Source organism: Arthrobacter sp. EM1 (assembly GCF_029964055.1).
Taxonomy (GTDB): domain Bacteria; phylum Actinomycetota; class Actinomycetes; order Actinomycetales; family Micrococcaceae; genus Arthrobacter.
The window spans coordinates 1,104,520-1,127,937 of record NZ_CP124836.1 but is presented as its reverse complement, the minus strand read 5'-3'; the positions used below and the strand labels follow the sequence as shown (position 1 = coordinate 1,127,937).

Here is a 23,418-nt window from a genome sequence, read left to right as displayed (position 1 = left end):
CCTCTAATTCAACACCGCAGTGTCAAACCGGAGTTTCTATCTGTTTCGGGCCACGAACGGGCTAGGCTGCGATCGGCTGGGAGAACACCAGGTACTTGGCAAACGCCATGGCAATGCTGACAGCCACGAAGATCAGCAGGAAACCGAGGTCCAGCGAGATTCCGCCCAGCCGCAACGGCGGGATGAGACGCCGCAGCAGTTTCAACGGACGGTCTGTGACCGAATACACAGCGTGAGCTGCCACAAGCGCCGCGCCGCGGGGCCGCCAGCCCCGTGCGAACATCTGCACCCAGTCGAACACCAGGCGGATGATGAGCGCCACCAGGAACAACAGCAAGGCGATATAGACAAGTCCGAAAACAATTCCCATGAGTTAGCTCATATCTCCATGTTCATTCCGGATACCGCAGTGTCCGCCTGATAGTTCCGCCTCTATTTCAACACGGATCGTGCAGCAAGGATGCCAGACGAGGTGTCCCCGCCTGGCATCCTTCAAAAGAATCCGGAACTAGCTCTGGTTGAAGAAGCTTGCCTGGGTCTCGCTGACCTTTTTGTCGTCGCCAATCACTTCGACGTACGACGGCGAGAGCAGGAAGACTTTGTTCGTCACGCGCTCGATGCTGCCGCGCAGGCCGAACACCAGTCCGGCGGAGAAGTCGACCAGGCGCTTGGCGTCCGCTTCGCCCATGTCGGTGACGTTCATGATGACGGGGATGCCATCACGGAAGCTTTCACCGATGAGTTTGGCGTCGTTGTAGGACCGCGGATGGATCGTAGTGATCTGGCGGAGTCCGGTGTGCTCTTCGCGGCTCGACGCCGCTCGCTTGATGGGTGTCACAGGTGCGCGGTATTCCTCTTCAGCGGCGTAGGGCTCGTCCCTGGGTGCCTCGCGGACGGGCGCCGGTGCACGGCGTTCCTCGCGGTCGTGCTCCATGGAATCGTCCTCATCCTTGTGCGATGTTTGGTGCTCGGACTCGTAGTGTTCGTCGCCATCAGCGAGCCCAAGATAGATCATTGTCTTGCGCAGAGCGCCGGCCATGGTCGACTCCTAATCGTGTCCGTCAGCGGGCCGATCAATGACGTAGCAGCCTTGGAATTCCCGCCGTTACCTTCCAATACGTTGAACTTACCGCAACGCCGGACGCGGACCGAGAATATCGGAGCCAACGCGAAGGTGTGTCGCCCCGAACCGGATGGCCGCCTCAAGGTCCTGGCTCATGCCTGCGGAAATACCCGTGGCCCCGGGGTGGACGGCGGTCAGCCGGGCGGAGAGCTCCGCGAGCTTTTCAAATGCCGGGACCGGATCCTCGCCGAAGGGGGCCACTGCCATTACGCCGGCCAGGTGGAGTCCCGCTGCCCCCGCCAGCTGCGCGGCCAACGCCGGGATCTCGGCCGGCAGGGCGCCACCCCGGCGTCCGCCGGCGTCGCCGTCGAGACTGACCTGGATGAAGCACTCCAGCGGCGGGCGCCCCGTCAGTTCCTTCTGTGCGGACATGGCCTTGGCCAGGGCTCCGGCCAGCTGCGGGCGGTCCACTGAGTGCACCGCGTGGGCGTACTTCACGACCGACTTGGCCTTGTTACTCTGCAGCTGGCCGATAAAGTGCCAGCGCAAGTCCAGCCCGGGCAGCGCACCGGACTTCTCCGCTGCTTCCTGGTCCCGGTTCTCCCCGACGTCGGTGATGCCGAGTGTGGCGAGCCGCCGGACATCCTCGGCGGGATGGAACTTGGTGACCACGATCAGCTGGGGCGGGCGCTCCTGCCGTCCGGCGGCCGCAACGGCAGTGTCGATGCGCTGCCGGACGGCGGTGAGCCGCTCCCTGAGCTGTTCCAGCCGGGCATCGGGCAGGCCGCCGTCGGGGTCCTGTTCCGCCAGCGGTTCATCGGCGCCGCCGCGCAGCTGATTATTCATCCGGGACCGCCGCGGCGTGGGTCCACACGAGCCCGGCGAAACGTCCGGTGTCCTGGTCACGGCGGTAGGAGAAAAGCTTTGTGTCCTCCAGGGTGCAGGCCCCGGAGTATTCAACTGTGACTCCGGCATCGCGCAACTGGCTGTGCACGGCAGCCGGCAGGTCCAGTCCAGGGGTGCCGCGGGAAGTGGTGCAACGGGCCGCGGGCACCAGGGAGGCAACGTCGTCGCGCATCCGCGCGGGCACCTCGTAGCACCGCCCGCAGACGGACGGACCGATCCAGGCCCGGAGTGCCGACGCACCCAACTCCCGCATACGTGCGACGGCCACGGGGACAATTCCGGAGGCGACGCCCGGACGGCCCGCGTGGACGACTGCCAGAACGGGGTCCGGGCCACCGGCCCGTTCCCCGACCAGGACGACCGGCACACAATCGGCCACCAGCACGGCGAGCGGGTCCCCGAGGGACACCAGGGCATCGGCCGTCGGGCCACCGGCAGCCGGAGCTCCGCCCGGGCCGCCCGCGGCCGCGCCAACGACGGCGACGTCATTGCCGTGGACCTGGTTCATGTACTGGAAACGCCGGCCGCCGAGTTCCAGCGCCGACTCGAGGGCCCGCCGACGACGGGCCACTTCGGTCGCATCATCACCGACATGGAGCGCCAGGTTGCCGGCAGCGGCGTCGGTGAAGGCCACCCAAACGCCGGGCCGGACTTCCGCCCGCCAGGAGAACACCCAGACCACCGCCCAAACTTGTTTGCAGAACTACGATCCTAAGAGAAAGCACCGTGGCACTGCCATCAGGCAGTGCCACGGTGCTTCAGGACTTACTTGAGGAAGTCAGGGACATCCAGATCATCGGAGTGACGGCCGGACATGTCCGGCTCCACAACTGAAGGAAGGTCGGCGTCGAAGCCGGAGTCGGCCGGGACCGCAGACGGACGCTGCTGCCCCCAGCCGCCGTAACCGGAAGCGCCAACCGTGGCGTGCAGCGGCTGCACGTGGGCCGAGGACGGTGCCTGGACCGGGGCCGCTGCCGGGGCCGCCGGCCGCTGCGGGGCCGACTGCGGAAGCGACTGGTCCATGGACGGTGAGGTGGCCTTGACATCGTCGAAACCGGCGGCGATGACGGTGACACGGGCCTCGTCGCCGAGCGCATCGTCGATGACCGCGCCGAAGATGATGTTCGCTTCCGGGTGGGCAACTTCCTGGACCAGGCGGGCAGCTTCGTTGATTTCGAAGAGGCCAAGATCCGAGCCGCCCTGAATGGACAGCAGGACCCCGTGCGCGCCGTCGATCGATGCTTCAAGCAGCGGCGAGGCGATGGCGAGCTCTGCAGCCTTGACCGCACGGTCTTCGCCGCGCGCCGAACCGATGCCCATCAGCGCGGATCCTGCGCCCTGCATAACGGACTTAACGTCGGCGAAGTCGAGGTTGATCAGGCCCGGGGTGGTGATCAGGTCGGTGATGCCCTGGACACCGGAAAGCAGCACCTGGTCAGCGGAGCGGAACGCGTCAAGGACGGAGACGTTGCGGTCGCTGATGGAGAGCAGGCGGTCGTTCGGGATGACGATCAGCGTGTCCACTTCGTCGCGGAGGGCGTCGATCCCGGCTTCGGCGGAGCCGGCACGGCGGCGGCCTTCGAAGGTGAAGGGCCGGGTGACAACGCCGATGGTCAGCGCGCCGAGCGAGCGGGCGATCCGGGCGACCACGGGCGCACCGCCGGTCCCGGTGCCGCCACCTTCGCCGGCGGTGACGAAGACCATGTCCGCGCCGCGGATGACCTCTTCGATCTCCTCGGCGTGGTCCTCGGCGGCCTGTCGGCCGACATCCGGGTTAGCACCGGCACCCAGGCCTCGGGTCAACTCACGCCCGATGTCGAGCTTGACGTCGGCATCGCTCATCAACAATGCCTGCGCATCGGTGTTGACCGCGATGAATTCGACGCCGCGAAGACCGACTTCGATCATGCGGTTGACTGCGTTCACGCCACCGCCGCCGATGCCGACGACCTTGATGACGGCCAAGTAGTTCTGCGGAGCTGCCACGTTACGTGTCCCTTGTTCGTGTTCTATTGCGAAAACTGGTGGAGTCGGACTTGAAGCTTATAACCTTAACCTTCGAGTTGAAGGTTATAGTTATGTCAAGTAACTCATGCTGTGACGCTATTTCCTATGTAGATGACATTCAATAACCGGCCCCGCGTGTCGCGGTATTAGCGGCGAAATAGCCTCTTTTCCCAGCTACCGGGTGACCGGGTGCCGGGGCGCACTGACGTCGTAGACCCGGACCGGGTTCTTCGGGTCGGCGGGGGCCTTCAGCAGGGCTTCGAGGACCCGCGCCTTTAGCTCCTTCTCCCCCGCATTGCCCCAGACAATCGTCTGTCCGTCCACAAGCTTAAGTTCGACGGCGTCCACGGACTTCGCCGAGGCACTGGAGAGCCGTCCGAGCACGTCGGCCGGCAGCGCCCCGAGGACACCGGTGATGGCCTGGAACAGGTCCTTGGGCAGCGTGCCGTTGCCGCCGTCGATGACAGGAAGCGGGATTGCGGCCGGGTCGGCGGTGTCGCTGAGCTTCACGCCGTCCTCGTCCACGAGCTGGTGGACCTCACCCTGCTTAACGAGGGCAACCGGTACGCGTTCGGTTACCCTGACCTGAAGCGTCGACGGCGGGCGGGCCTGGGTGCTGACGCTCTTAACCTGCACGAGGGGCTGCAGCAGGGCTGTGACGTCGCCGTCGCTGATCTGCGGCAGCGGCTTGCCTTCCAGCGGAGCGAGCGCCGTTCGGATCTGGTCCGCCGTCAGCAGTTTGGTGCCCTCGACGGTGACCGTCCGAACCGCCAGCACCGGAGAGTAGACAGCAATGGCAAGGATCCCGGCGGTCAGAACGGCCAGGATCCCAATGGTAGCCAGCAGGATGCGCAGCCGGCGTTTGGCCTTGGGTTCGGGAAAGGACAGCACGTTATCCGGAGCCGGCCGGGGGGTCGCGGCACGGATTGCTGTCCCGTCCTTAGTAGCCGAGATAGCGTCCTCCGGCGCTGAATCCCCGCGGGTCCCCGGGGCCCGTGGTCCAGCCGCCCGGTAGCCGGGCCTGCGGCTGCTAGGCACCTTGGCCACCGCCGCCCGGCAGTCCCTCGTGCGGGGTGCCCTTGTTCAGGGTGGGGTCGTGCGGGGTGGGGTCGTTCAGGGCTGCGACAATCATCGGCCCGTAGGCGGTAACGTCGCCTGCGCCGACCGTAAGCACAATGTCCCCCGGCGCCGCGGCGGCCAGCACTGACCGCACGGCCTCATCGCCCGGTCCGATGAGCCGGCCGCCGGCACCAAGGTGCGCGGCGATCAGCTGGCTGCTGACGCCCGGGATCGGATCTTCCCGGGCGGGGTAGATATCAAGTACCAGTGCGGTGTCGGCGGCGTTGAGCGCTGCCGCGAACTCTCCGGCGAATTCCCGGGTCCGGGAAAACAGGTGCGGCTGGAAGAGGACGTGGAGTTTGTGGCCGCCCGCCACGGAGCGCGCTGCGGACAGGGCTGCCCGCACTTCGGTGGGGTGGTGGGCATAGTCGTCGTAGACCCTTACACCGCGGCCCGCGCCCTTGAATTCGAAACGCCGGGACGCCCCGGTGAAGTGGGTCAGGGCGGCGGCGGCGCGACCTGGCTCCACGCCGAGTTCCAGCGCAACGGCGAACGCGGCCGCCGCGTTGAGGGCGTTGTGCCGCCCGGGAACGTGCAGATCGAGCGGAAAGCGTCCGGCGTCGGTGGTGATCGACACATCGCCCGGACCGCCGTCGTGGAGCATGATCCCGGCGTCGACGCTGGTGCCGTAAAGCACAACGCGGGTGTTGCCGCGCTCGAGGGTTCGCCGGGCCAGCGCCCGGGCGCCGGCGTCGTCAGCGCAGGCGATCAGCACCCCGTCTGCCGGGAGCAGTGCGGTGAAGCGGTCGAAGGAGGCGTAGACGGCCTCGGCGGTGCCGTAGTAGTCCAGATGGTCCGGTTCAACGTTGGTCACGACTGCGATCTGCGGACGGTAATTCAGGAAGGAACCGTCGGATTCGTCGGCTTCGGCGACGAAGATCGGTGTGCTGCCGCTGGCGGCGTTAACTCCCAGCGCCGGAACGTTCGCACCGATGGCGAAGGACGGGTCCAGGCCTGCGCCCTGCAGGAGAACGGCGATCATCGACGTCGTGGTGGACTTTCCGTGTGTCCCGGCGACGGTCACGGCGGTGTCCTGCGCCATGGCCGCGGCCAGTGCCTCGGAGCGGTGCAGCACAGGCAATCCGGCAGCCCGGGCGGCGGTCAGCTCCGGGTTATCCGGGCGGATCGCCGAGCCGGCGACGACGCTTTGAGCGTCGCCGAGGTTAGCGGCGTGATAGCCGACGCAGATCCTGGCCCCGGCCGCGGCCAGGTCCGCCATCACCGGCAGGTCTTTCGCGTCGGAGCCGCTGACCGGCAGTCCGCGGGCCACCATAATTCGGGCCACAGCCGACATTCCGACGCCGCCGATGCCGATGAAGTGGATGCGGCCAAGGGACTCCCCTGTGCTGGCGGGCCCGGGTACGTGCTGACGTTCTGGCTGGGTCATTCCTCTATCGCTTCCTGCTTTGCTGCTTCGGGATGGCATGGCGCTCCGTGGCATGTCGTTCACGCTGCGGCCGATCCCAGGACGAGATCGGCCATCCGCCGGTCAGCATCCCGAATGCCGAGCTTTTCAGCGCTGGCTGCCATCCGGGCCAGCCGGTCCCGGTCCTGGAGCAGCGGGACGATGTGATCGCGGACCCAGTCAGGGGAGAATGTGCTGTCCGCCACGAGCAGGGCGCCACCGGCGTCCACGAGCCCGGCGGCGTTAAGCGCCTGTTCCCCGTTGCCGATCGGCAGCGGAACAAAAACGGCGGGAAGCCCGACGGCGGCAGCCTCGCTCACCGTCGCGGCACCGGAGCGCGCCAGGAGTAGGTCTGCTGCCGCGTAAACCGTTTCCATGCCGTCCACGTATTCGCGCTGGTGGTACCCGGGGGCAACGAGCGGCCGGCCGTCGGCGTCGTGGACGGCCTTGCCGCGACCGGTGATGTGCAGGGTCTGAATGCCGGCCCCGGCCAGGAGCCCGAGCGAGGCGGCAATGGTGCGGTTGATACTTTGGGCCCCCGAGGAGCCGCCGGTGACAACCAGTGCCGGAAGGTCCGGCTCAAGGCCGAGGGCTACCCGGGCAGCGGTCCTGGCTGCTGACCGGTCCAGCCCGGAAATTTCCTCGCGCATCGGCATGCCAACGTGCTGCGAGGCACCCAGTTTGGTGCCGGCAAACGCCACGGCAACGTGTCCGCCCAGCCGGGCACCCACCCGGTTTGCCAGACCGGGCCGGGTGTTCGCCTCGTGGATCACGATGGGGATCTTCCGGCGCCAGGCGGCGATGTACATCGGGGTGCAGACGTAGCCCCCAACACCGACCAGGACATCGGCACCGGCCGCATCGAGGATGGCGCCGGCCTGCTTCACGGCACCCGCCAGCCGGGCGGGCAGCCGCAACAGCTCCAGTGAGGGCCTGCGCGGGAAAGGAACCCTGCTGATGGTGGCAAGGTCCAGTCCCGCGGCCGGGACCAGCGTGGCTTCCATTCCGCCGGGGGTTCCGACCGCCAGGAGCCGGACTCCGGGGCGGGCCTGCCGCAGTGCGTTGGCGATGGCCAGCAGCGGACTGATGTGCCCTGCTGTTCCGCCGCCGGCGAGGACAACGGACAATAACGACTCGGTGCTCATGGCGGCTTATTTACGCTTTCGTGCGGGATTGCTGGGTGAGGGGATCCTGGTACCGGCTTTTCCGGCGGCAGGTATTGCGGCAGGAGTCTTTCCGGCGGCAGGTATTGCGGCAGGAGTCTTTCCGGCGGCAGGTCTTGCGGCGGGAGGCTTTCCGGTCCGGGAACGATCCGGGACCGGAGTCCGGGCGGCGGGCCGGAGGGTGCGTGCGGCGCCGCCTCGCGCGGCGACCCGCTTCCGCAGGGAGGCCGCCAGCGTGGCGGGGCCGAACCGGAACAGCCGCTCCGGCTGCAGCCCGGGCGCCATCTGCGCGCGGGCCAGGGACAACACAACGCCGATCGCGCACAGTGACATCAGAAGCGCCGAACCGCCGTAGGAAATAAAGGGAAGCGGGATGCCAACGACCGGCGCCAGGCCGGTGACCACAGCCATGTTGACGGTGGCCTGGCCCAGCAGCCAAACCATGATGGTACCGGCCAGGACGCGGTGGAACATGGCCGTCTGGGCGGCAACGACGCGGTAGATGGCGGTGCCGAGAATGGCGAAGAGCACCAGCACCACCAGGGTTCCGACCAGCCCAAGCTCCTCGCCGATGATGGCGAAGATGAAGTCGTTGTGGGCCTCCGGAATCCAGCTGTACTTCTGCCGGCTTTGGCCCAGGCCCACCCCGAACCAGCCTCCGGAGGCAAGCCCGTACAGGCCGTTGGTGGACTGGTAGTTCACATTGGATCCGTCCGCGCACGTCTGCCCGGTCCAGGACAGGATGCGGCAGACACGGTTGGGGCTGGTGATCGCCAGGACAGCGGTGCCGGCGGCGAGGACAACACCGGCGATGCCGAACAGGTAGAGCCGCACTCCGGCGAAGAACAAGGCGGCAGCCGTGATCATCATCACGATCATGGCGGTGCCCAGGTCGTTACCCATCAAAATGAGCCCGATCACTCCGGCGGCGCCGGGAAGCACCACGGGGACGAGGGCGTGCCTGGCCCGGGACAGCAGCTTGGCTTTGCGGTCCAGCACCGTTGCCATCCACAGCGCCAGCGCCAGTTTGGCCGCCTCGGAGGGCTGAAAGGTGAAGGGCCCGACGTCGATCCAGTTCTGGTTACCGAGGGCGCTGCGTCCCACGAGAAGCACCAGCACCAGCAGCACGAGGGCCACAATGATGGCCATCCAGGCTCCGCGTTTGAGCCACACCACGTTTACCCGCGACAGCAGGAACATGGCGAACAGCCCAATTCCGGCGAACAGCCCCTGTTTGAGGGCCGCAGTGTAGGGCGATTCCCCGGCAGCGATCGCCTCGACGCTGGAGGCGGAGAGCACCATCAGGATGCCGATTGCCGTGAGCGCCAGGGTGGAACCGAGGATCAGGTAATACGTGGAGCCGTTGCGCGACTTCCCGGTTCCTTCCAGCGCGGACCAAAACCCCCGGTACCAGCTTCGGACCCTGCGGAGGCCTGATGGCAAGCCTGATTTCCCAGGCTTGTTCGGTGCCTTGGCGGCGGGTTGTTGTCGAGCGGCCGTTGCGGCCGCCGGGTGACGTGTGGGCGTGCTGACCATTGTTACTCCTCGCTGGTCTGAGCCTGCCCTTCCACGAGCTCGCGGACAGCTTCGAGGAAGGCGTCGCCACGGTGAGCGTAGGAAGAGAACTGATCCATGGATGCAGCTGCCGGAGCCAGGAGCACAGTGTCCCCGGAGGTGGCCAGCTGCGCCGCCGATGCTACGGCCTGTGCCATCACAGTCTCGCCGAAAATCGGTGAAGGTCCTGCTGCGGCGTCGGCCGGTCCGGCAGTCTGCACGTCTTCAGTTTCACCCTTCCCGGCGCTGATCACCGGGACATCGGGTGCGTGTCGCCGGAGCGCGGAGCGCAGATCGCTGGAGTCTGCCCCGATCAGAACCACTGCCTTGAGCCGCCTGGCGTGGGCCTGGATCAGCGGTTCATAGTTCACGCCTTTGGAAAGGCCGCCCGCTATCCAGACCACGTTATCGAACGCTGAGAGCGACGCGGCCGCGGCATGCGGGTTGGTGGCCTTAGAGTCATTGACCCAGAGAACTCCGTGGTCCCGGGCGACGAGTTGGATGCGGTGGTCCCCCGGGAGGAAGTTGCGCAGGCCTTCGCGGACGGCCGCAGGCTCGACGCCATAAGCCCGGACCAGCGCTGCCGCGGCCAGGGCATTGGCCACCATGTGCCGCGGAGCCACGGGTCCGAGGTCCGATACGGACGCCAGTTCGGCCGCGCTGTCCTTGCGCTCTGCGATGAAGGCGCGGTCCACGAGGAGTCCTTCGACCACACCGAGCATACTGACCGCCGGCGTGACGGTGGTGAAGGCCACCGCACGGCACCCTTCGACGACGTCGGCGTCCTCGACCATTCGCTCGGTTTCGATCTGCTCGGCATTGTAGATGCAGGCTTTTTGGGTGTTTTCGTAGACTTTGGCCTTGTCCGCCAGGTAGGACGCATAGGAGCCGTGCCAGTCGACGTGGTCCTCGGCGACGTTGAGGCAGACGCTTGCCAGCGGGGAGACGGAGTGGCTCCAGTGCAGCTGGAAGCTGGAAAGTTCAACGGCGAAAACGTCGTAATCGACAGGATCGCGCAGCGCATCCAGGATCGGTGTGCCGACGTTGCCGACGGCGATGGCCTTCAGCCCCGCCGCCTGGAGCATCGACTCGGTCAGCCCTACGGTGGTGGTCTTGCCGTTGGTCCCGGTGATGGTGAGCCAGTCGGCCGTCTTGCGTCCATTGCGCACGCGCAGCCGCCAGGCCAGTTCGACGTCGCCCCAGACCGGGATGTGGGCCCGCGCCGCGGCGGCGAGCAAGGCCTGGTCCGGCCGCCAGCCCGGGGAGGTGACAATCAGGTCCGGAGTGGCTCCGTCAATGCGGGGGACGGACTCAACGGCGTCCTCGCCCAGCAGGACATCGGCCGCACCAACGATCCGCAGGGTGTCCGCCTTGGCCCGTGCCGTGGGCCCGGTGGCGGCGTCGACCACCACCACACGGGCGCCGAGTTCTATCAGCGTGTCGGCGGCAGCGAAGCCGGAGACCCCGATGCCCGTGACGACTACGCGCAATCCGGCCCAGGCGGAGTCCCAGCTGACCAGGTCCTGGAGCCGGGGCGAGCTCGTGAGCGGCGCGGGGATCGGACCAGTCACAGCAGTACCACCCATTCGGCGTAGAAGATGCCCAGGCCCGCGGCGACGAAAAGCCCGCAGAGGATCCAGAAGCGGACGACGACCGTGACCTCGGCCCAGCCTTTGAGCTCAAAGTGATGCTGGAGCGGTGCCATCTTGAAGAATCTTTTACCCTTGGTGATTTTGAAGTAGCCGACCTGGATGATCACCGAAAGGGTAATCAGGACGAACAAGCCGCCGATGAAGGCGAGCAGCAGCTCGGTCCGGGACAGGATGGCGAGGCCGGCGACGGCACCGCCGATGGCCAGTGACCCCGTGTCCCCCATAAAGATCTTTGCCGGCGAGGTGTTCCACCACAGGAATCCGACCAGCGCCCCGCTGAGGATGGCGGCAAGCAGGGCCAGGTCCAGCGGGTCCCGGACGCTGTAACAGCCGGCACCGGCCTGCCGTGGCGAGCCGCAGGCCTGATTGCTTTGCCAGATCCCCATCAGCGTGTAGGCACCAAAGACCATAATGGATGCCCCAGCGGCGAGGCCGTCGAGGCCGTCCGTCAGGTTCACGCCGTTGGTGGCGGCGGTGATGATCAGGTTCGACCACAACACAAAGAGAATGGCTCCGACGATCGTACCGGCGAAGGCGAGGTCCAGCCATGGGATATCGCGGACCAGCGAGATCTGGTACGACGCCGGTGTCACGCCGTTTTCGTCCGGGAACTGCAGGGCAAGGACGGCGAAAATGATGCCCACGGCGGCCTGCAGGATGAGTTTGGCCTTGGCATTGAGGCCCAGGCTTCGCTGTTTGGAGATTTTGATGAAGTCATCCAGGAAACCGACGAGCCCCATCCCGACCATCAGGAACAGCAGCAGCAGCGACGACGCGGTGGGTCCCGGCGACGCCGGGTTCATCAGCCACATCACGAGGTGGGTGACGGCGTAGCTCGCAAGCACTGCGAGAACGACGACAGTGCCTCCCATCGTCGGGGTGCCGCGCTTGGTGTGGTGCGAGGTGGGCCCGTCATCTCGGATGAATTGTCCGTAGCTCTTCCGGACCAGGAAACGGATAAACAGCGGGGTTCCCAGGAAGGCAAACAGCAGGGCCAGTCCGGTGCCCATCAGCAGTGCAATCACGGCAGCGCACTCCCTTCAGTGGCGGTTCCGGCAGTATCTCCGGCTGCGCTCACGGCAGCCGATCCCCCAGCCGCACCGGAAACGGTACCGGGGGCCTGAAGAGGCAATGCTATCCGATCCCCCAAGTGTCTCAGGCCGATGCTGTTGGACGACTTGAACAGCACCAGGTCACCGGGCTCCAGCTCGGCCTGCAGCAATTCGTAGGCCTCGTCGGCTGTTTCGGCAAAAACGCACTCGTTGCCCCAGGACCCCTCATTGACGGCAGAAACGTAGAGCGAACGTGCTTCCCGGCCCACAACGAGCAGGCGGGAGATGTTGAGCCGGACCACCTGCGTGCCGACTGCCATGTGCTCGCGGATCGAATCCGGACCCAGCTCAAGCATGGCACCAAGGACAGCCCAGGTGCGGCGGCCCCGTCCGAGGTCAGCGAGGGTCCGCAGCGCGGCACGCATGGATTCCGGATTGGCGTTGTAGGCATCGTTAATGATGGTGACGCCGTCGGCGCGTTCGGTGCGCTCCATCCGCCAGCGGCTGGCAGCCGACTGGGAGCTGAGGGAGGCGGCGATCCGCGCGGCGGGGACTCCGGCTGCGTGGGCGGCGGCCGCCGCTGCCAGCAGGTTGCCGATGTGGTGCGCCCCGATAAGCTTCGCCGCAATATGATGCGGCGGTGTTCCGCCGGGGAAGAGCACCTCAAACTCGGGACTTCCGCCGGAATTCAACTCGATCCCCTCGGCGCGGACGCATTCTGCCCCGGCAGGCCCGGTCCCGGTTTCGCCTGACAGGCCGGCGCTGGCCGGAGCGGCAGAGAAGCCCAGCACCGCGGCCCGGGTGCGGGCGGCCATGGCGGCAACACGGGCGTCGTCCAGGTTCAGGACTGCGGTGCCGCCGGCCGGCAGGGCCTCGACAAGCTCGCCCTTGGCGATGGCGATGTTTTCCACGCCGCCGAATTCGCCCGCGTGGGCGGTGCCAACACCGAGCACCACGCCGATGTCGGGCCGGACCATCCCGGCGAGGTAGCTGATGTGTCCCACGCCCGTGGCGCCCATCTCGATGACGAGGAAGCGGGTGTCGGGACCGGCTTTGAAGACGGTCAGTGGCACCCCGACTTCGCCGTTGTAGGAACCCTGCGGGGCAACAGTGCTGCCTTCCGCGCCGAGGATACCGGCCAGCAGGTCCTTGGTCGTGGTTTTGCCGGCGGAACCGGTGATGCCAATCACGGTCAGCGGCTCGCCGTTGGCGGCACGGCCCGCACGGATCCGTCGGACGGCCTCCGCGGCGAGGGCACCCATCGCCAGGACCGAGTCCTGGACCACAACGGCGGGGTAGGTGCGCCCGGCGTCGTCCGTGACATCATGCTCGACGAGGGCCAGCACGGCGCCGCGTTCGAAAGCCGCGGCGACGAAGTCGTGGCCGTCGGCAGTCTCCCCCGGCTTGGCCACGTAGAGGGAACCCGGGGTGGCTTCGCGGGAGTCGGTTACGACCGAACCGGGAGTAACGCCCGGTTCGGCGGCTAGCCGGCCGTTGGTTATTTCGGCGATTTCCGCCGCGGTAAATGCAATCATCTCGGTTTAGGACTCTATCCGCTGGTCTTCGAGAACGGTGAATCCCCGGGCTGTCAAGGCGGAGCGGAGCTCCACCCGGTCGTCAAGGGCGAGGTTGACGCCCTTGACCTCCTGCCAAATTTCGTGGCCGCGCCCTGCGACGAGGATTGTGTCCGCCGGACCGGCGAGTTCCACGGCTTTCCGGATGGCGGCCGCGCGGGGGAACACCTCGATGATGCTGCAGCCGAGGCCCTCGTGTTTTTTGGCGTCCAGTGCGCCGGCCATAACGTCGGCGCGGATTGCGGCGGCGTCCTCATCGTGCGGGTCATCGTCGCTGACAATTACCGTGTCGGCAAGGCGTGCGGCGATGGCTCCCATGGCGGGCCGCTTGCTTTGGTCCCGTTGTCCGGTTGCGCCGAACACAACGATCACCCGGGAGCCCGGTTGCGGGGAGCGGACGGCTTCGAGTGCCCGGGCCAGGGCGTCCGGGTTGTGGGCAAAGTCGACCACCGCGGCGGGGGCGGTGGAGACGAGCTGCATGCGGCCGGGAACGGCGACGGTGAAGGGTTCCGCCGCGTCGAGGGCGGCCTGTACGGCGCTGGCACCGTGGCCGCCCGCGAGCACCATAACCGTGGCCAGCGCGGCGTTGGCGACGTTGAAGCTGCCGGGCAGCCCGGTGTGCACACGCAACTGAGTGCCGTCGCGGTGCTGCAGGGTGAAGGCGGTGCCGAGTCCGCGCGGTGCCTGGTTGTGGACGGTCCAGTCCGCTTCCGCACGGATCGGGGCCGCTGCGCTGTCGGCCTGCGTGGCCAGGGTGGTGACCGGAATGCCAGCGGTGGCTGCGAGCTTGACGCCCCAGGCGTCGTCGACGGTCACCACTGCGCTGCGGGCCCGTCCGGCCGTAAAGAGCCGGGCCTTGGTCTGGAAGTACTCGTCCATGCTCCCGTGCAGGTCAAGGTGGTCCTGCGTCAGGTTGGTGAAACCGGCCACGTCGAACACAACCCCGTCCACCCGGTGGAACGCCACAGCATGCGAGGAGACTTCCATCGAGGCCGCGTCCAGGCCGCGTTCGCGCATCAGCGCCAGCAGGGCATGGACGTCCGTGGACTCGGGCGTGGTGAGCAGGCTGGGAATCGGCGCGCCGCCGGCCAGGATCTCGATGGTGCCGATCAGTCCCGTCTTCTGTCCAAGGCCCTGCAGCAGGGCATTGAGGAAGTATGTGGTGGTGGTCTTTCCGTTGGTGCCGGTGACGCCGTAGAGGGCGGGAGCGATCGCGTCGTCGGGCCTGCTCCGGTAGATCAGGGCGGACAGTCCGCCGACGAGGCTGCGGGGTTCCTGGGCCAGCAGTACCGGCACGGCGATGTCGTGGGAGAAGGCCAGCAGGCGCGCGCCGGCGTCGTCCGTCAGAATGGCGGCCGCACCGCCCTCCACGGCCTGGGCGACAAAGCCGGCACCGTGGCGGCTCGCGCCGGGCAGTGCCACGTAGAGGTCTCCGGGCTGCACGGTGCGGGAATTCAGCGAGATCCCGGTAACCGGTACGGCCCCCGAAGCTCCGGGGACGTCGACGCCGATCGCTTCGCCAATGGCTGCCAGCGGCACTGCAGCAACCGCGGTGGGCCGGAAGCCGCGGGTGGACCCCGGGCCGGACGGCGCGGCGGAAGCGCCGGGGGCAAACTGATCTGACACGTGGATCTCCGTAGGTGGTGCTGGTGGATCTGGACCTGCTGCGCGGAGGAATCCTCCGGCCACTGGCTGCAGTCCTTGGTTCGGGTGCTGGGTGGCGCTTGGTCCTACTTGGCGTACTGCGGCAACCGGGCGGGCTCCCCGGTGGAGGGCGGAACGTTGAACGTCCGCAGCGTCTGGCTCATCACGGACCGGAACACCGGTCCGTTCGTGATTCCGTAGATGCTGCCCTTGGGCCGTTGCAGGACCACTTCAACAATAAACCGCGGATCGTCCATCGGCGCCATCCCCACCATGGAGGCGGTATAGCCGCAGAAGCCCGATTTGCCGTCGTCGCAGGGAGATTCGGATGTCCCGGTCTTCGCTCCGACCCGGTAGCCGTCAATCGCGGCGTCCTTAATCTCACCCTCGGTCACGGCGCTCTCCAGGATATCGCGGACCTGTTTGGCGGTGTCCGCACTGACGATCTGCCGGGGCGCCTGGGCCGGGACCTTCTCCTCGGTGCCGTCCGGGTTGATGAAGCTGTCGATCAGGCGCGGCTGGAGCATAACGCCGTCATTAGCGATGCTTTGGTAGGCGCGGACTGTCTGCAGGGTTGACTGCGAGACACCCTGGCCGAAAAGGACCGTGTACTGCTGGCGCCCGTCCCACTGCTCAGCGGGGGTCAGGATGCCCGTGGACTCGGCGGGCAGCCCGATGTCCGGCGCTTCGCCGATACCGAACTTTTGCAGCCAGTCGTGACGTTTCTCCTTGCTGAGCCGCTGGCCCACCATCACTGTGCCGGTGTTCATCGAATACCCGACAATGCCGGCGAGGGTCCGCTCTTCAGTACCGTGCACGAAGGAATCGGTGAAGGTCTGGCCATCGACAGTGTAGGTCGGCGGAATCGTAAAGTGGTCCAGCGGGTGGGCCGTGCCTTCTTCGATCGCGGCGGCGGCGGTGATCATCTTTTCCACCGAGCCCGGCTCATAGGCGGCCGTGACGGCACGGACGCCGCGGTCCTTGGCCGCCACCTTGCCGGGATCGTTGGGGTCGGGTGCATCAGTGTCCGCCATCGCGATGATGTTTCCGTTTTTGGCATCGGAGACGATTATCACGCCCCATTCGGCGCTGAGCTTGTCCTTCTGGCTCTGGATCGCCTGCTGGGCGAAGTACTGGAGGTCAGAGTTTAGGGTGAGCTTGATGTCCTTGCCGTTCACGGCCGGCGTCAGCTGGTCCACTCCCACCGGGATGCGCAGTCCGTCTGCACCGATCTCAAACAGCCGCTTGCCCGGGGTGCCCTTGAGGATCTCGTCCTGGGTCTGCTCGAGGCCGGCCTGGCCGGTGCTGCCGTCTTTCAGGAAGCCGACGATCCCGCCAGCCACCGAGCCGTTGGGGTAAACCCGCTTGCTGGTGCCCTCGGTGACGATGCCTGGGATCCGAAGCTTTGAGATCCGGTCCTCGACGTCGGGCTTCAGGTCTTTGGCCACAATGTAGTAGCGCTGTTCACCGGTAAGGGCGTCCTTCACCGTGTCCCTGTCCATGCCCAGCACCGCGGCAAGTTCGGAAATGCCCTGGTCCCGGGAGACTTTGACCAGTTGTTCCTTGCCGTCCATTTGCTCCAGCCGGCGGAAGGATTCGGTTTTGGTATTTACGGTCTGGTCGACCACGATGTTGTAGCGGATCACGCTGCTGGCCAGGACATTGCCGTTGGTGTCCAGAATGCTGCCGCGCTCGGCCGGCAGCTCAATGGGGGTGAGCCGGTTCTGGAGCGCGGCCTCGGCCATCCCCCCGACGTCGAGGCCCTGGACCAGGAAGAGTTTCCCGCCGACGACGAGAAGGAGTGTCAGCATCAGGCCAAGGCCCAGCCGCAGCCGCCGGGTTGTGCTCGGCGCTTTCGCTTTGCCTGCCTTGCCGGTGTTCTGAGCCACGATGTTTCCTTGCTTTTGCCTGGCGGGTGATCCGAGCTGCGTTACTGTCCCGGGATCTTCTGCGCGGGGGCGGGAACGGACCCGCCGTGGAGTTCAGCCGCCGGCGCGGCGGGGACCGGCACGGCAGCGGGCGCGGGTACAGCTGCCGCGGGCACGGCCGGCACCGGGGCGTCCTGCGAAGGCTTACGGTTCGCGAGCGGCTCATTGACTGTGGCCGGCGGGACGACGCTGAGCTGTCCTGCGACGGCGGGAGCGGCGATAACGGCTCCGGGGGCGTCGCCTTTCACCGAAGGTTTGGCCTTGCCGGTGACGGTCAGGGTGGACAGGTCGATCTGGCCCTTGGTGATGGAGGCCACCATGCCCAGCTCGGTGGCCTTGGCAGCCAGGTTCTGCGGGGCGTCAAAGTTCTGCGCCTGCTGGGTGAGGTCCTGGTTCTGCTTCGTCAGGGTGGACTGTTCACCCCGCAGCTGCACCAGCTGGTACTGGGCCGTGGAGACGGAGATGTTCAGGACCAGCACGGCCAGCAGGGCGACCGCAAGGAGGCCAAAGCACAGCACAACGAAGGGTGCGCGGCGTTTCCGCGGGGCCGAACGGACCAGTGAAAGCGGGGTGCGCTCCTTCCTGGCGGGGCCGGTGCCGGGGGAACCCGCGGGCAGTGCCCGGGCCGTTGCGCCTGCGGCAACGGGAAATCTGTTGACAGCGGCGGTGCTCATACGGCTCTCCTGGTTTTGATGCGTTCCACTGCGCGGAGCCTGGCGGACGCGGCGCGTGGGTTTTCGGCGATTTCTGCGGCGGTGGGCACTTCGGTGCCCTTCGTCAGAGTTTTCAGCTCGGCCTTGTGTTCTTCCAGTTCCACCGGGAAACCAAGAGGCGCGGACGATTTGGACCCGGCCTGGAAGAAGCCCTTGACGATTTTGTCTTCCAGCGAGTGGTAGGACATCACCACAACCCGGCCGCCGAGTGCGATCGAGGTGATCGCTGCGGGAACGGCGCGTTCGAGGACATCGAGTTCTTCATTGACCTCGATCCGGAGCGCCTGGAAGGTGCGTTTCGCAGGGTGTCCGCCCGTTTTGGCGGCGCCGGACGGTACAACGTCGCGGATCTGCTCGACGAGTTCCCCGGTCGTTGTAAACGGCTTCGTAGCCCGGACGGTCACGATGCGGTTGGCAATGCGGCCGGCAAATTTCTCCTCGCCCCATTTTCGGATGATCCGGACAAGGTCTTCTTCGCTGTAGGTGTTAACAACGTCGGCGGCGGTCTGGCCGCGGCTCAGGTCCATCCGCATGTCCAGCGGGGCGTCGAAGGAGTACGCAAAACCGCGGTCGCGTTCGTCCAGCTGGAGCGATGAGACCCCGAGGTCCATCAGGACTCCGTGGACTTCCGCGAAGCCGAGGTCTTCCAGGATTTCAGGGATTTCGTCGTAGACGGCGTGCACAAGGTCGATCCGGTCGGCGAAAGCCTTGAGGCGCTCTTCCGCGAGGGCCAGTGCTTCCTCATCGCGGTCGATGCCGATCAGGTGCAAGTCCGGAAAGCGCTGCAGCATCGCCTCGGAATGACCGCCCATGCCAAGGGTCGCGTCGATGACGACGGGGCTCTCGCCGCGGCTGCGTGCCGCGGCGAATCCCGGTGCCAACAAATTGATGCACCGGTCCTTGAGGACCGGTACATGCCGTTCGGACGTAGGCTTCGACTGGTCAGGGTCCGTCATGCCTGCGTCCTTTCGTGGTTGGGCTGATGCCTGGAGTGCGGTTGCTGGCTGTTGGCGCCGCTTCTTGATCCAGATCCCCATCCGCGCCTATCCTGCGTCCGCCTGGCTCCGGGGAAGTGAGCCAGGAAAACAGCAGGATGGGCGGCTGGAGATCTCGGTCAAGAATCGTGCAGTGCTGCTTGGTTCCTGCGGGGATTCACAGAATCCCCGGTATTGCGTCATCGGTCTCCGAGAAGGCCGTTTCCTTTTCAGCGAGGTATTCGCTCCAGGCTTGGGCGTCCCAGATCTCCGCACGGGTGCCTGCGCCGATAACGGCCAGTTCCCTGCCGAGCCCTGCATACTCCCGGAGCGCCGGCGGAATCGTCACGCGCCCCTGCTTGTCAGGCACCTCGTCAGAGGCTCCGGAGAGGAAAACACGGATGTAGTCGCGAGCTTGTTTGCTGGAGATTGGTGCCTCGCGCATTTGCTCGTGAACACGGCCGAATTCCGCCTCACTGAAGACGTAGATGCAGCGTTCCTGGCCCCTTGTGAGAACCAGTCCGCCGGCAAGTTCCTCGCGGAACTTGGCGGGAAGGATAATTCGTCCCTTTTCGTCCAGACGCGGCGAATGTGTGCCGAGAAACACGGCCCACCGCCTGTCTGTTCGTAGGAAGCCCAACGTCCCCCGTGCTGCCACTACCCTCTTACGGCCTCCACATTACTCCACATCCCTCCACAGTCAACGACACACCGCCGGTTTCGGCCGCAATTTGCGCCCGTCGTTCCTTCCGGTCCCCCGCAACTGCAGGGAACTGGGCCCGGTGGTTGGCAGTGGAGGAAAACGCGGTGCCACGGCGGCGGTCCGGGCAACACGGGCTTGGGTGGGGTCTTGCCGGGGCCCTCCCCCGCAGCCCAGCGCGCCGCTGCAACGCCTCAGTTGGGCCCGCTAGTCAGAAGTTAACGAAAAAAGACCCGCCGAAGCGGATCTTTTTTTGCGGCCGGTCCTTCCCGTGGTGGAAAGTGGAGGCAGCTACAGGAGGCTTAACAACGAGCCGACACCGGGACGGGCCCGGCGGCCCCTTCAGGGTTCGCCGCGGTGCCGCTCATCCCAGCGTTCCTCGAGGCTGCTCATGAATGAACTCCTGGGCTTCCCCGATTTCCGGTCCGCTCCAGCGGCCCTGGCTTTGCCAACGGCGGCTCCCCGCATGGTCGCGTAGTAAACCCCAGCGCCCATAACAACGAATCCAAGGACTCCGACAACGATGACCTGAATCGTTACACCCAAGAGCAGGAGCACAATGCCGGCAAGTGTGGCCAGTACGCCGATCACAAGATGGCGGGTGGACCATGAACGCCCCGCGTCCGAGCCCATCGAGCTGGCGAACTTGGGATCGTCCTCATGCAGCTGCTTCTCTAGTTGCTCCAGCAACTTCTGTTCGTGCTCCGAGAGCGGCATCACGACCTCCTTAAGTCGGCCAACGTCCGGACTGACGCGACCAGTGTCCCTAAAACCACAACGTGCGGGCATCCCGTGTGGTTCCCATTCACCGTCGGTGGTCGAATGGGATCTTCCACGGCCCCTTCCGGGGTGTCCAGCTGGTCCTGCATTAATCCGAACGCTCGATCCAGTCGTTCCAAACCTTCGTATTAATAAGGATAGTTTGTTGTGCCCCGTTCTGAAAGATGCCGAAAGTCCCCCTGGCGTGATGAACAGGACCACGGAACTGCCGGGTTCAGCCCGGGGTATTCCCGGGATCAAGCAGACGGGCCGGAAGTACCGATTTTGTCCCGAATTTACGGGTCACCTGGTCCAGGACCTGCTCGGCGGCGCGCCAGTTATCGTCCCTGCGGTCAAGGCTCAACTGCAGGGGCGCCTGGGCCGCCTCCTCAAGCTGCTCGGCCCGGATCCCCACGAGCCGCACGGTCATGGGGCGGTCCCCGACTGACCCGAGCAACTGGACGGCGACGGCGTACAGCAATTGCGCGCTGTCGATGGGGGTGCTGACCGTCCGGCTGCGGGTGATCGTGGAGAAGTCTGCGTAGCGCAGCTTAAGCGCCACGGTTCGCGCGTGCATGCCGGCGCTGCGGAGCCGTTCCGCTGTCCGGTGCGAGAGGCGCAGCAGTTCGCGGTGCAGTAATGCCTCGTCGGCGGTGTCCACCGCGAAGGTCTCTTCCGCACCGATGCTTTTCTCCAGCCGCACCGGGGTCACCGGGCGCGGATCAATCCCCCACGACAGCCGGTGGACGTGCTCCCCCGAGGCGCCGAGCACTTTGCGCAGGGACGGCAGCGGGGAGGCCGCGACGTCGGCGACGGTTCGGATGCCCATCCGGGCGAGCACCTCCACGGTCTTGGCACCGACGCCCCAAAGAGCGCTGACCGGAAGGCTGTGCAGGTAAGGGACCGTCTCCTCCGGACCGATCAGCAGCAGTCCGTTCGGCTTGCAGCGGGTGGACGCAATCTTCGCCACGAACTTGCTGGCCGCGATCCCAACAGATGCTGTGATGCCCAGTTCGCTGCGGACCCGGGTGCGGACGAGTTCGCCGATCTCGCGGGGCGGACCAAGCCGCCGGATGGCGCCCCCGACGTCGAGAAAGGCCTCGTCCACGCTGAGCGGCTCAACGAGTTCGGTAATGGAACCAAAAATTTCCATGATCTGGCCGGAAACCTCGTAGTACAGCTTGTGCCGGGGCTCGATCACGACGGCGGATGGACACATCCGCATGGCAACCACCATCGGCATCGCGGATTTGACACCGAATTTCCGGGCTTCGTAGGAAGCGGACAGCACAACTGAACGGTCCGCAGGGTAGCCGACGATAACGGGCTTGCCCACCAGTGCGGGCCGGCTGCGAAGTTCCACGGAGACAAAGAACGCATCCATATCCACGTGCATAATGCTGCTCCGCCGGAGCTCCCGCAATTGTGCCTCACCGGGCCGGGAGGGTACGCCACCGGAAGGCTGCTCCCGCTGCTGGTTATCCCGCTCCTGCCCCACGACTTCAATCCTATGCCCGGGGACTGACTAAACTGGAAGCTGCATCCGGCGTCAACACCAGGAGGAAAGTCCCTGTGAAGGAATTTCGAGAGCGCAGACGCGCTGCGGTAGCCGTTGCGGCGGCGGGCACGCTGTTGGCCCTGGCCGCCTGCACGCCCGCCGACCAAGGGGGCACAGCCCCGGGCTCCGCGTCGGCCTCGGCCGCGCCGACCGCCGCCCAGCCCTCCGCCACAGCCTCGACCAGCCCGCCGGCAGCACCCGGCACCTCGGCCACCGTTGGCGCCATGGTTCCCGGGTTCCCGGCGAAGCTCCTGCCGGTGATGCCCGGCGCGAAAGTCGTCTCCAGCAGCTTTGACAAGACCATAACCCCGGCCACGGTCGCCCTGGTCGGAAGCATCTCCGCTCCGTCGGCCGAAGTGCTGGCGTTTTACACAACAGTGCTGGCTGCCCAGGGCTTCCAGGCCGTTCCGGGAGAATCCGTCGGTACCGTCCCGTCGAAGGACTTCCTGCGCAATGACAGCGAAACTGTCAACATTTCGGTGATCGAAGCCGCCGGTATCTCCACGTTCACCATTGGCGCGAATGTCGCCCCCGAGTCCGTCAAGTGACCCTCATTGAACAGTTGCGCCTGGAACAGGCCGCGTATGTCGCCGCCGTTGCCGGGAAACTCACGGATTTCCTGACCACCCGGCAGTCATTGATGTCCTCGATCTCGCCGGACATAGATCCGCTGATGGGATCCATCTCGAACCTTGTCACCGGCGGAAAGCGCCTCCGGGCGCTGATGTGCTACTGGGGCTGGCGGGGTGCCGGCGGCGGCGCCGGATCCTCCGATGTGGTGACGGCCGGTGCGGCGCTGGAGCTTTTCCAGGCCGCGGCCCTGATCCACGATGACATCATTGACCGCTCGGACACCCGCAGGGGCGGTCCCAGCGTGCACCGGCGCTTCAGGGAATTACACGAGACCCAGGGCTGGGCGCTGGACAGCGAACGGTTCGGGCATGCCGCCGCTATTCTGACCGGAGACCTGTGCCTGTCCTTCAGCGAGGAATCGTTTACCGAGATCGGGCAAAGCGCGGCCGCTGGAAGCCGGGCACGGCTGATTTTCAACCTGATGCGCTCCGAGGTGATGGCGGGCCAGTACCTGGACATCCTCGAGGAAGTAGCCGGGCCCAGGCGGGACCGGGCCGGAGCGGTCAGCAGGGCGAAGTCCATCATCCGCTTCAAGTCGGCCAAGTACTCCACGGAACATCCGCTGGCGTTGGGCGGGGCACTGGCCGGCGCTGGAGACGAACTGCTCCGTGGCTATTCGGCGTTTGCCCTCCCGCTGGGCGAGGCCTTCCAGCTTCGCGACGACGTCCTGGGAGTCTTCGGGGATCCGGTGACCACCGGAAAACCGGCCGGAGACGACCTCCGCGAAGGTAAACGGACCGTGTTGATCGCGTTTGCCCTGGATCTGGCCGGCCCGGCCGAATCTGCGTTCATCGACTCGAGGCTCGGCAGCCCCGGACTGGACGAAAACGACGTCGACGAAATCCGCCGTATTATCACGGACAGCGGCGCGCTCCAGGCCACGGAGGTGCTCATCGAGGAATTCGGGCAGGCGGCGTTTGCCGCGTTGGATGTCCTGCAGCTGGAGGAGTTGCCGAAAACTGCGCTCAGGAAACTGGCCGAGGCCGCAGTCAGCCGCGCAGCCTAAGCGCCGGG

The 23,418-nt window shown here is 66.2% G+C and carries 21 protein-coding genes; 2 read left to right on the top strand and 19 right to left on the bottom strand.

The genetic code is table 11. The annotated features are described in order from the left end of the window. Positions 1-61: 61 nt before the first annotated feature. The 19 genes from QI450_RS05015 to dinB all read right to left on the bottom strand — a co-directional run bounded on the left by QI450_RS05015 (position 62) and on the right by dinB (position 21,609). On the bottom strand, positions 62-370 hold the full coding sequence (locus QI450_RS05015) for a YggT family protein (RefSeq protein WP_226773327.1): 309 nt from the start codon (positions 368-370) through the stop codon (positions 62-64). A 138-nt stretch (positions 371-508) separates the two neighbouring features. Continuing rightward, the gene (sepF, locus tag QI450_RS05010; protein ID WP_226773328.1) at positions 509-1,039 is read right to left on the bottom strand and encodes a cell division protein SepF; all 531 of its coding nucleotides are present in this window, start codon (positions 1,037-1,039) and stop codon (positions 509-511) included. 87 nt (positions 1,040-1,126) lie between these two features. Next, the gene (locus QI450_RS05005) at positions 1,127-1,909 is read right to left on the bottom strand and encodes a YggS family pyridoxal phosphate-dependent enzyme (RefSeq protein WP_226773329.1); all 783 of its coding nucleotides are present in this window, start codon (positions 1,907-1,909) and stop codon (positions 1,127-1,129) included. Continuing rightward, positions 1,902-2,642, bottom strand: coding sequence for a polyphenol oxidase family protein (locus QI450_RS05000; protein WP_226773333.1), 741 nt, complete (start codon positions 2,640-2,642; stop codon positions 1,902-1,904). The genes QI450_RS05005 and QI450_RS05000 overlap by 8 nt, the downstream gene beginning before the upstream one ends. Positions 2,643-2,734: 92 nt before the next feature. Then, a complete protein-coding gene (gene ftsZ / locus QI450_RS04995; RefSeq protein WP_226773330.1) occupies positions 2,735-3,955 on the bottom strand; it encodes a cell division protein FtsZ in 1,221 nt (406 codons plus the stop codon). Positions 3,956-4,150: 195 nt separating this feature from the next. Continuing rightward, complete coding sequence (locus QI450_RS04990; RefSeq protein ID WP_309485665.1) at positions 4,151-4,867, bottom strand: FtsQ-type POTRA domain-containing protein; 717 nt, start codon at positions 4,865-4,867, stop codon at positions 4,151-4,153. Between the two features lie 139 nt (positions 4,868-5,006). Next, positions 5,007-6,482, bottom strand: coding sequence for a UDP-N-acetylmuramate--L-alanine ligase (murC, locus tag QI450_RS04985; RefSeq protein ID WP_282468114.1), 1,476 nt, complete (start codon positions 6,480-6,482; stop codon positions 5,007-5,009). 59 nt (positions 6,483-6,541) lie between these two features. After that, complete coding sequence (gene murG / locus QI450_RS04980) at positions 6,542-7,645, bottom strand: undecaprenyldiphospho-muramoylpentapeptide beta-N-acetylglucosaminyltransferase (protein ID WP_226774310.1); 1,104 nt, start codon at positions 7,643-7,645, stop codon at positions 6,542-6,544. A gap of 6 nt (positions 7,646-7,651) precedes the next feature. After that, positions 7,652-9,199: a putative lipid II flippase FtsW gene (gene ftsW / locus QI450_RS04975; protein WP_226774311.1), complete on the bottom strand. Its 1,548-nt coding sequence runs from the start codon at positions 9,197-9,199 to the stop codon at positions 7,652-7,654. Positions 9,200-9,201: 2 nt separating this feature from the next. Beyond that, complete coding sequence (gene murD, locus QI450_RS04970; protein WP_282468113.1) at positions 9,202-10,803, bottom strand: UDP-N-acetylmuramoyl-L-alanine--D-glutamate ligase; 1,602 nt, start codon at positions 10,801-10,803, stop codon at positions 9,202-9,204. Next, a complete protein-coding gene (gene mraY / locus QI450_RS04965; RefSeq protein ID WP_226774313.1) occupies positions 10,785-11,894 on the bottom strand; it encodes a phospho-N-acetylmuramoyl-pentapeptide-transferase in 1,110 nt (369 codons plus the stop codon). Before mraY ends, murD begins: the two co-directional genes overlap by 19 nt. Then, on the bottom strand, positions 11,891-13,456 hold the full coding sequence (gene murF, locus QI450_RS04960) for a UDP-N-acetylmuramoyl-tripeptide--D-alanyl-D-alanine ligase (RefSeq protein ID WP_226774314.1): 1,566 nt from the start codon (positions 13,454-13,456) through the stop codon (positions 11,891-11,893). The genes mraY and murF overlap by 4 nt, the downstream gene beginning before the upstream one ends. Positions 13,457-13,462: 6 nt before the next feature. Next, positions 13,463-15,121: a UDP-N-acetylmuramoyl-L-alanyl-D-glutamate--2,6-diaminopimelate ligase gene (locus tag QI450_RS04955; protein ID WP_226774315.1), complete on the bottom strand. Its 1,659-nt coding sequence runs from the start codon at positions 15,119-15,121 to the stop codon at positions 13,463-13,465. Positions 15,122-15,225: 104 nt separating this feature from the next. After that, entirely contained in the window at positions 15,226-17,028 is a 1,803-nt protein-coding gene (locus QI450_RS04950) for a penicillin-binding protein 2 (protein ID WP_226774316.1), read from the bottom strand. 41 nt (positions 17,029-17,069) lie between these two features. Next, a complete protein-coding gene (locus QI450_RS04945; protein WP_282468112.1) occupies positions 17,070-17,741 on the bottom strand; it encodes a hypothetical protein in 672 nt (223 codons plus the stop codon). Then, positions 17,738-18,736, bottom strand: a complete 999-nt coding sequence (gene rsmH / locus QI450_RS04940) for a 16S rRNA (cytosine(1402)-N(4))-methyltransferase RsmH (RefSeq protein ID WP_226774318.1) — start codon at positions 18,734-18,736, stop codon at positions 17,738-17,740. Before rsmH ends, QI450_RS04945 begins: the two co-directional genes overlap by 4 nt. Positions 18,737-18,932: 196 nt before the next feature. After that, positions 18,933-19,361 (bottom strand): division/cell wall cluster transcriptional repressor MraZ, encoded by a 429-nt coding sequence (gene mraZ / locus QI450_RS04935; RefSeq protein WP_226774319.1) that lies wholly within the window; start codon positions 19,359-19,361, stop codon positions 18,933-18,935. A gap of 435 nt (positions 19,362-19,796) precedes the next feature. Further along, positions 19,797-20,171: a DUF3040 domain-containing protein gene (locus QI450_RS04930; RefSeq protein ID WP_226774320.1), complete on the bottom strand. Its 375-nt coding sequence runs from the start codon at positions 20,169-20,171 to the stop codon at positions 19,797-19,799. A gap of 277 nt (positions 20,172-20,448) precedes the next feature. Next, positions 20,449-21,609: a DNA polymerase IV gene (gene dinB, locus QI450_RS04925; RefSeq protein ID WP_226774325.1), complete on the bottom strand. Its 1,161-nt coding sequence runs from the start codon at positions 21,607-21,609 to the stop codon at positions 20,449-20,451. A gap of 176 nt (positions 21,610-21,785) precedes the next feature. Between dinB and QI450_RS04920 the strand changes: the two genes are divergently transcribed. Both QI450_RS04920 and QI450_RS04915 read left to right on the top strand, forming a co-directional pair. Then, positions 21,786-22,319, top strand: coding sequence for a hypothetical protein (locus tag QI450_RS04920; RefSeq protein ID WP_226774321.1), 534 nt, complete (start codon positions 21,786-21,788; stop codon positions 22,317-22,319). After that, entirely contained in the window at positions 22,316-23,410 is a 1,095-nt protein-coding gene (locus QI450_RS04915; RefSeq protein ID WP_226774322.1) for a polyprenyl synthetase family protein, read from the top strand. The genes QI450_RS04920 and QI450_RS04915 overlap by 4 nt, the downstream gene beginning before the upstream one ends. Positions 23,411-23,418 lie beyond the last annotated feature (8 nt).

Coding starts and splice junctions, on each gene's coding strand:
- murC (WP_282468114.1), bottom strand. CDS start 6,482: ATGACCCAGCCAGAACGTCAGCACGTACCCGGGCCCGCCAGCACAGGG.
- QI450_RS04930 (WP_226774320.1), bottom strand. CDS start 20,171: ATGCCGCTCTCGGAGCACGAACAGAAGTTGCTGGAGCAACTAGAGAAG.
- murF (WP_226774314.1), bottom strand. CDS start 13,456: ATGATTGCATTTACCGCGGCGGAAATCGCCGAAATAACCAACGGCCGG.
- dinB (WP_226774325.1), bottom strand. CDS start 21,609: ATGCACGTGGATATGGATGCGTTCTTTGTCTCCGTGGAACTTCGCAGC.
- murG (WP_226774310.1), bottom strand. CDS start 7,645: ATGAGCACCGAGTCGTTATTGTCCGTTGTCCTCGCCGGCGGCGGAACA.
- murD (WP_282468113.1), bottom strand. CDS start 10,803: ATGGGTGGTACTGCTGTGACTGGTCCGATCCCCGCGCCGCTCACGAGC.
- QI450_RS04945 (WP_282468112.1), bottom strand. CDS start 17,741: ATGAGCACCGCCGCTGTCAACAGATTTCCCGTTGCCGCAGGCGCAACG.
- rsmH (WP_226774318.1), bottom strand. CDS start 18,736: ATGACGGACCCTGACCAGTCGAAGCCTACGTCCGAACGGCATGTACCG.
- QI450_RS05015 (WP_226773327.1), bottom strand. CDS start 370: ATGGGAATTGTTTTCGGACTTGTCTATATCGCCTTGCTGTTGTTCCTG.
- ftsW (WP_226774311.1), bottom strand. CDS start 9,199: ATGGTCAGCACGCCCACACGTCACCCGGCGGCCGCAACGGCCGCTCGA.
- sepF (WP_226773328.1), bottom strand. CDS start 1,039: ATGGCCGGCGCTCTGCGCAAGACAATGATCTATCTTGGGCTCGCTGAT.
- QI450_RS05005 (WP_226773329.1), bottom strand. CDS start 1,909: ATGAATAATCAGCTGCGCGGCGGCGCCGATGAACCGCTGGCGGAACAG.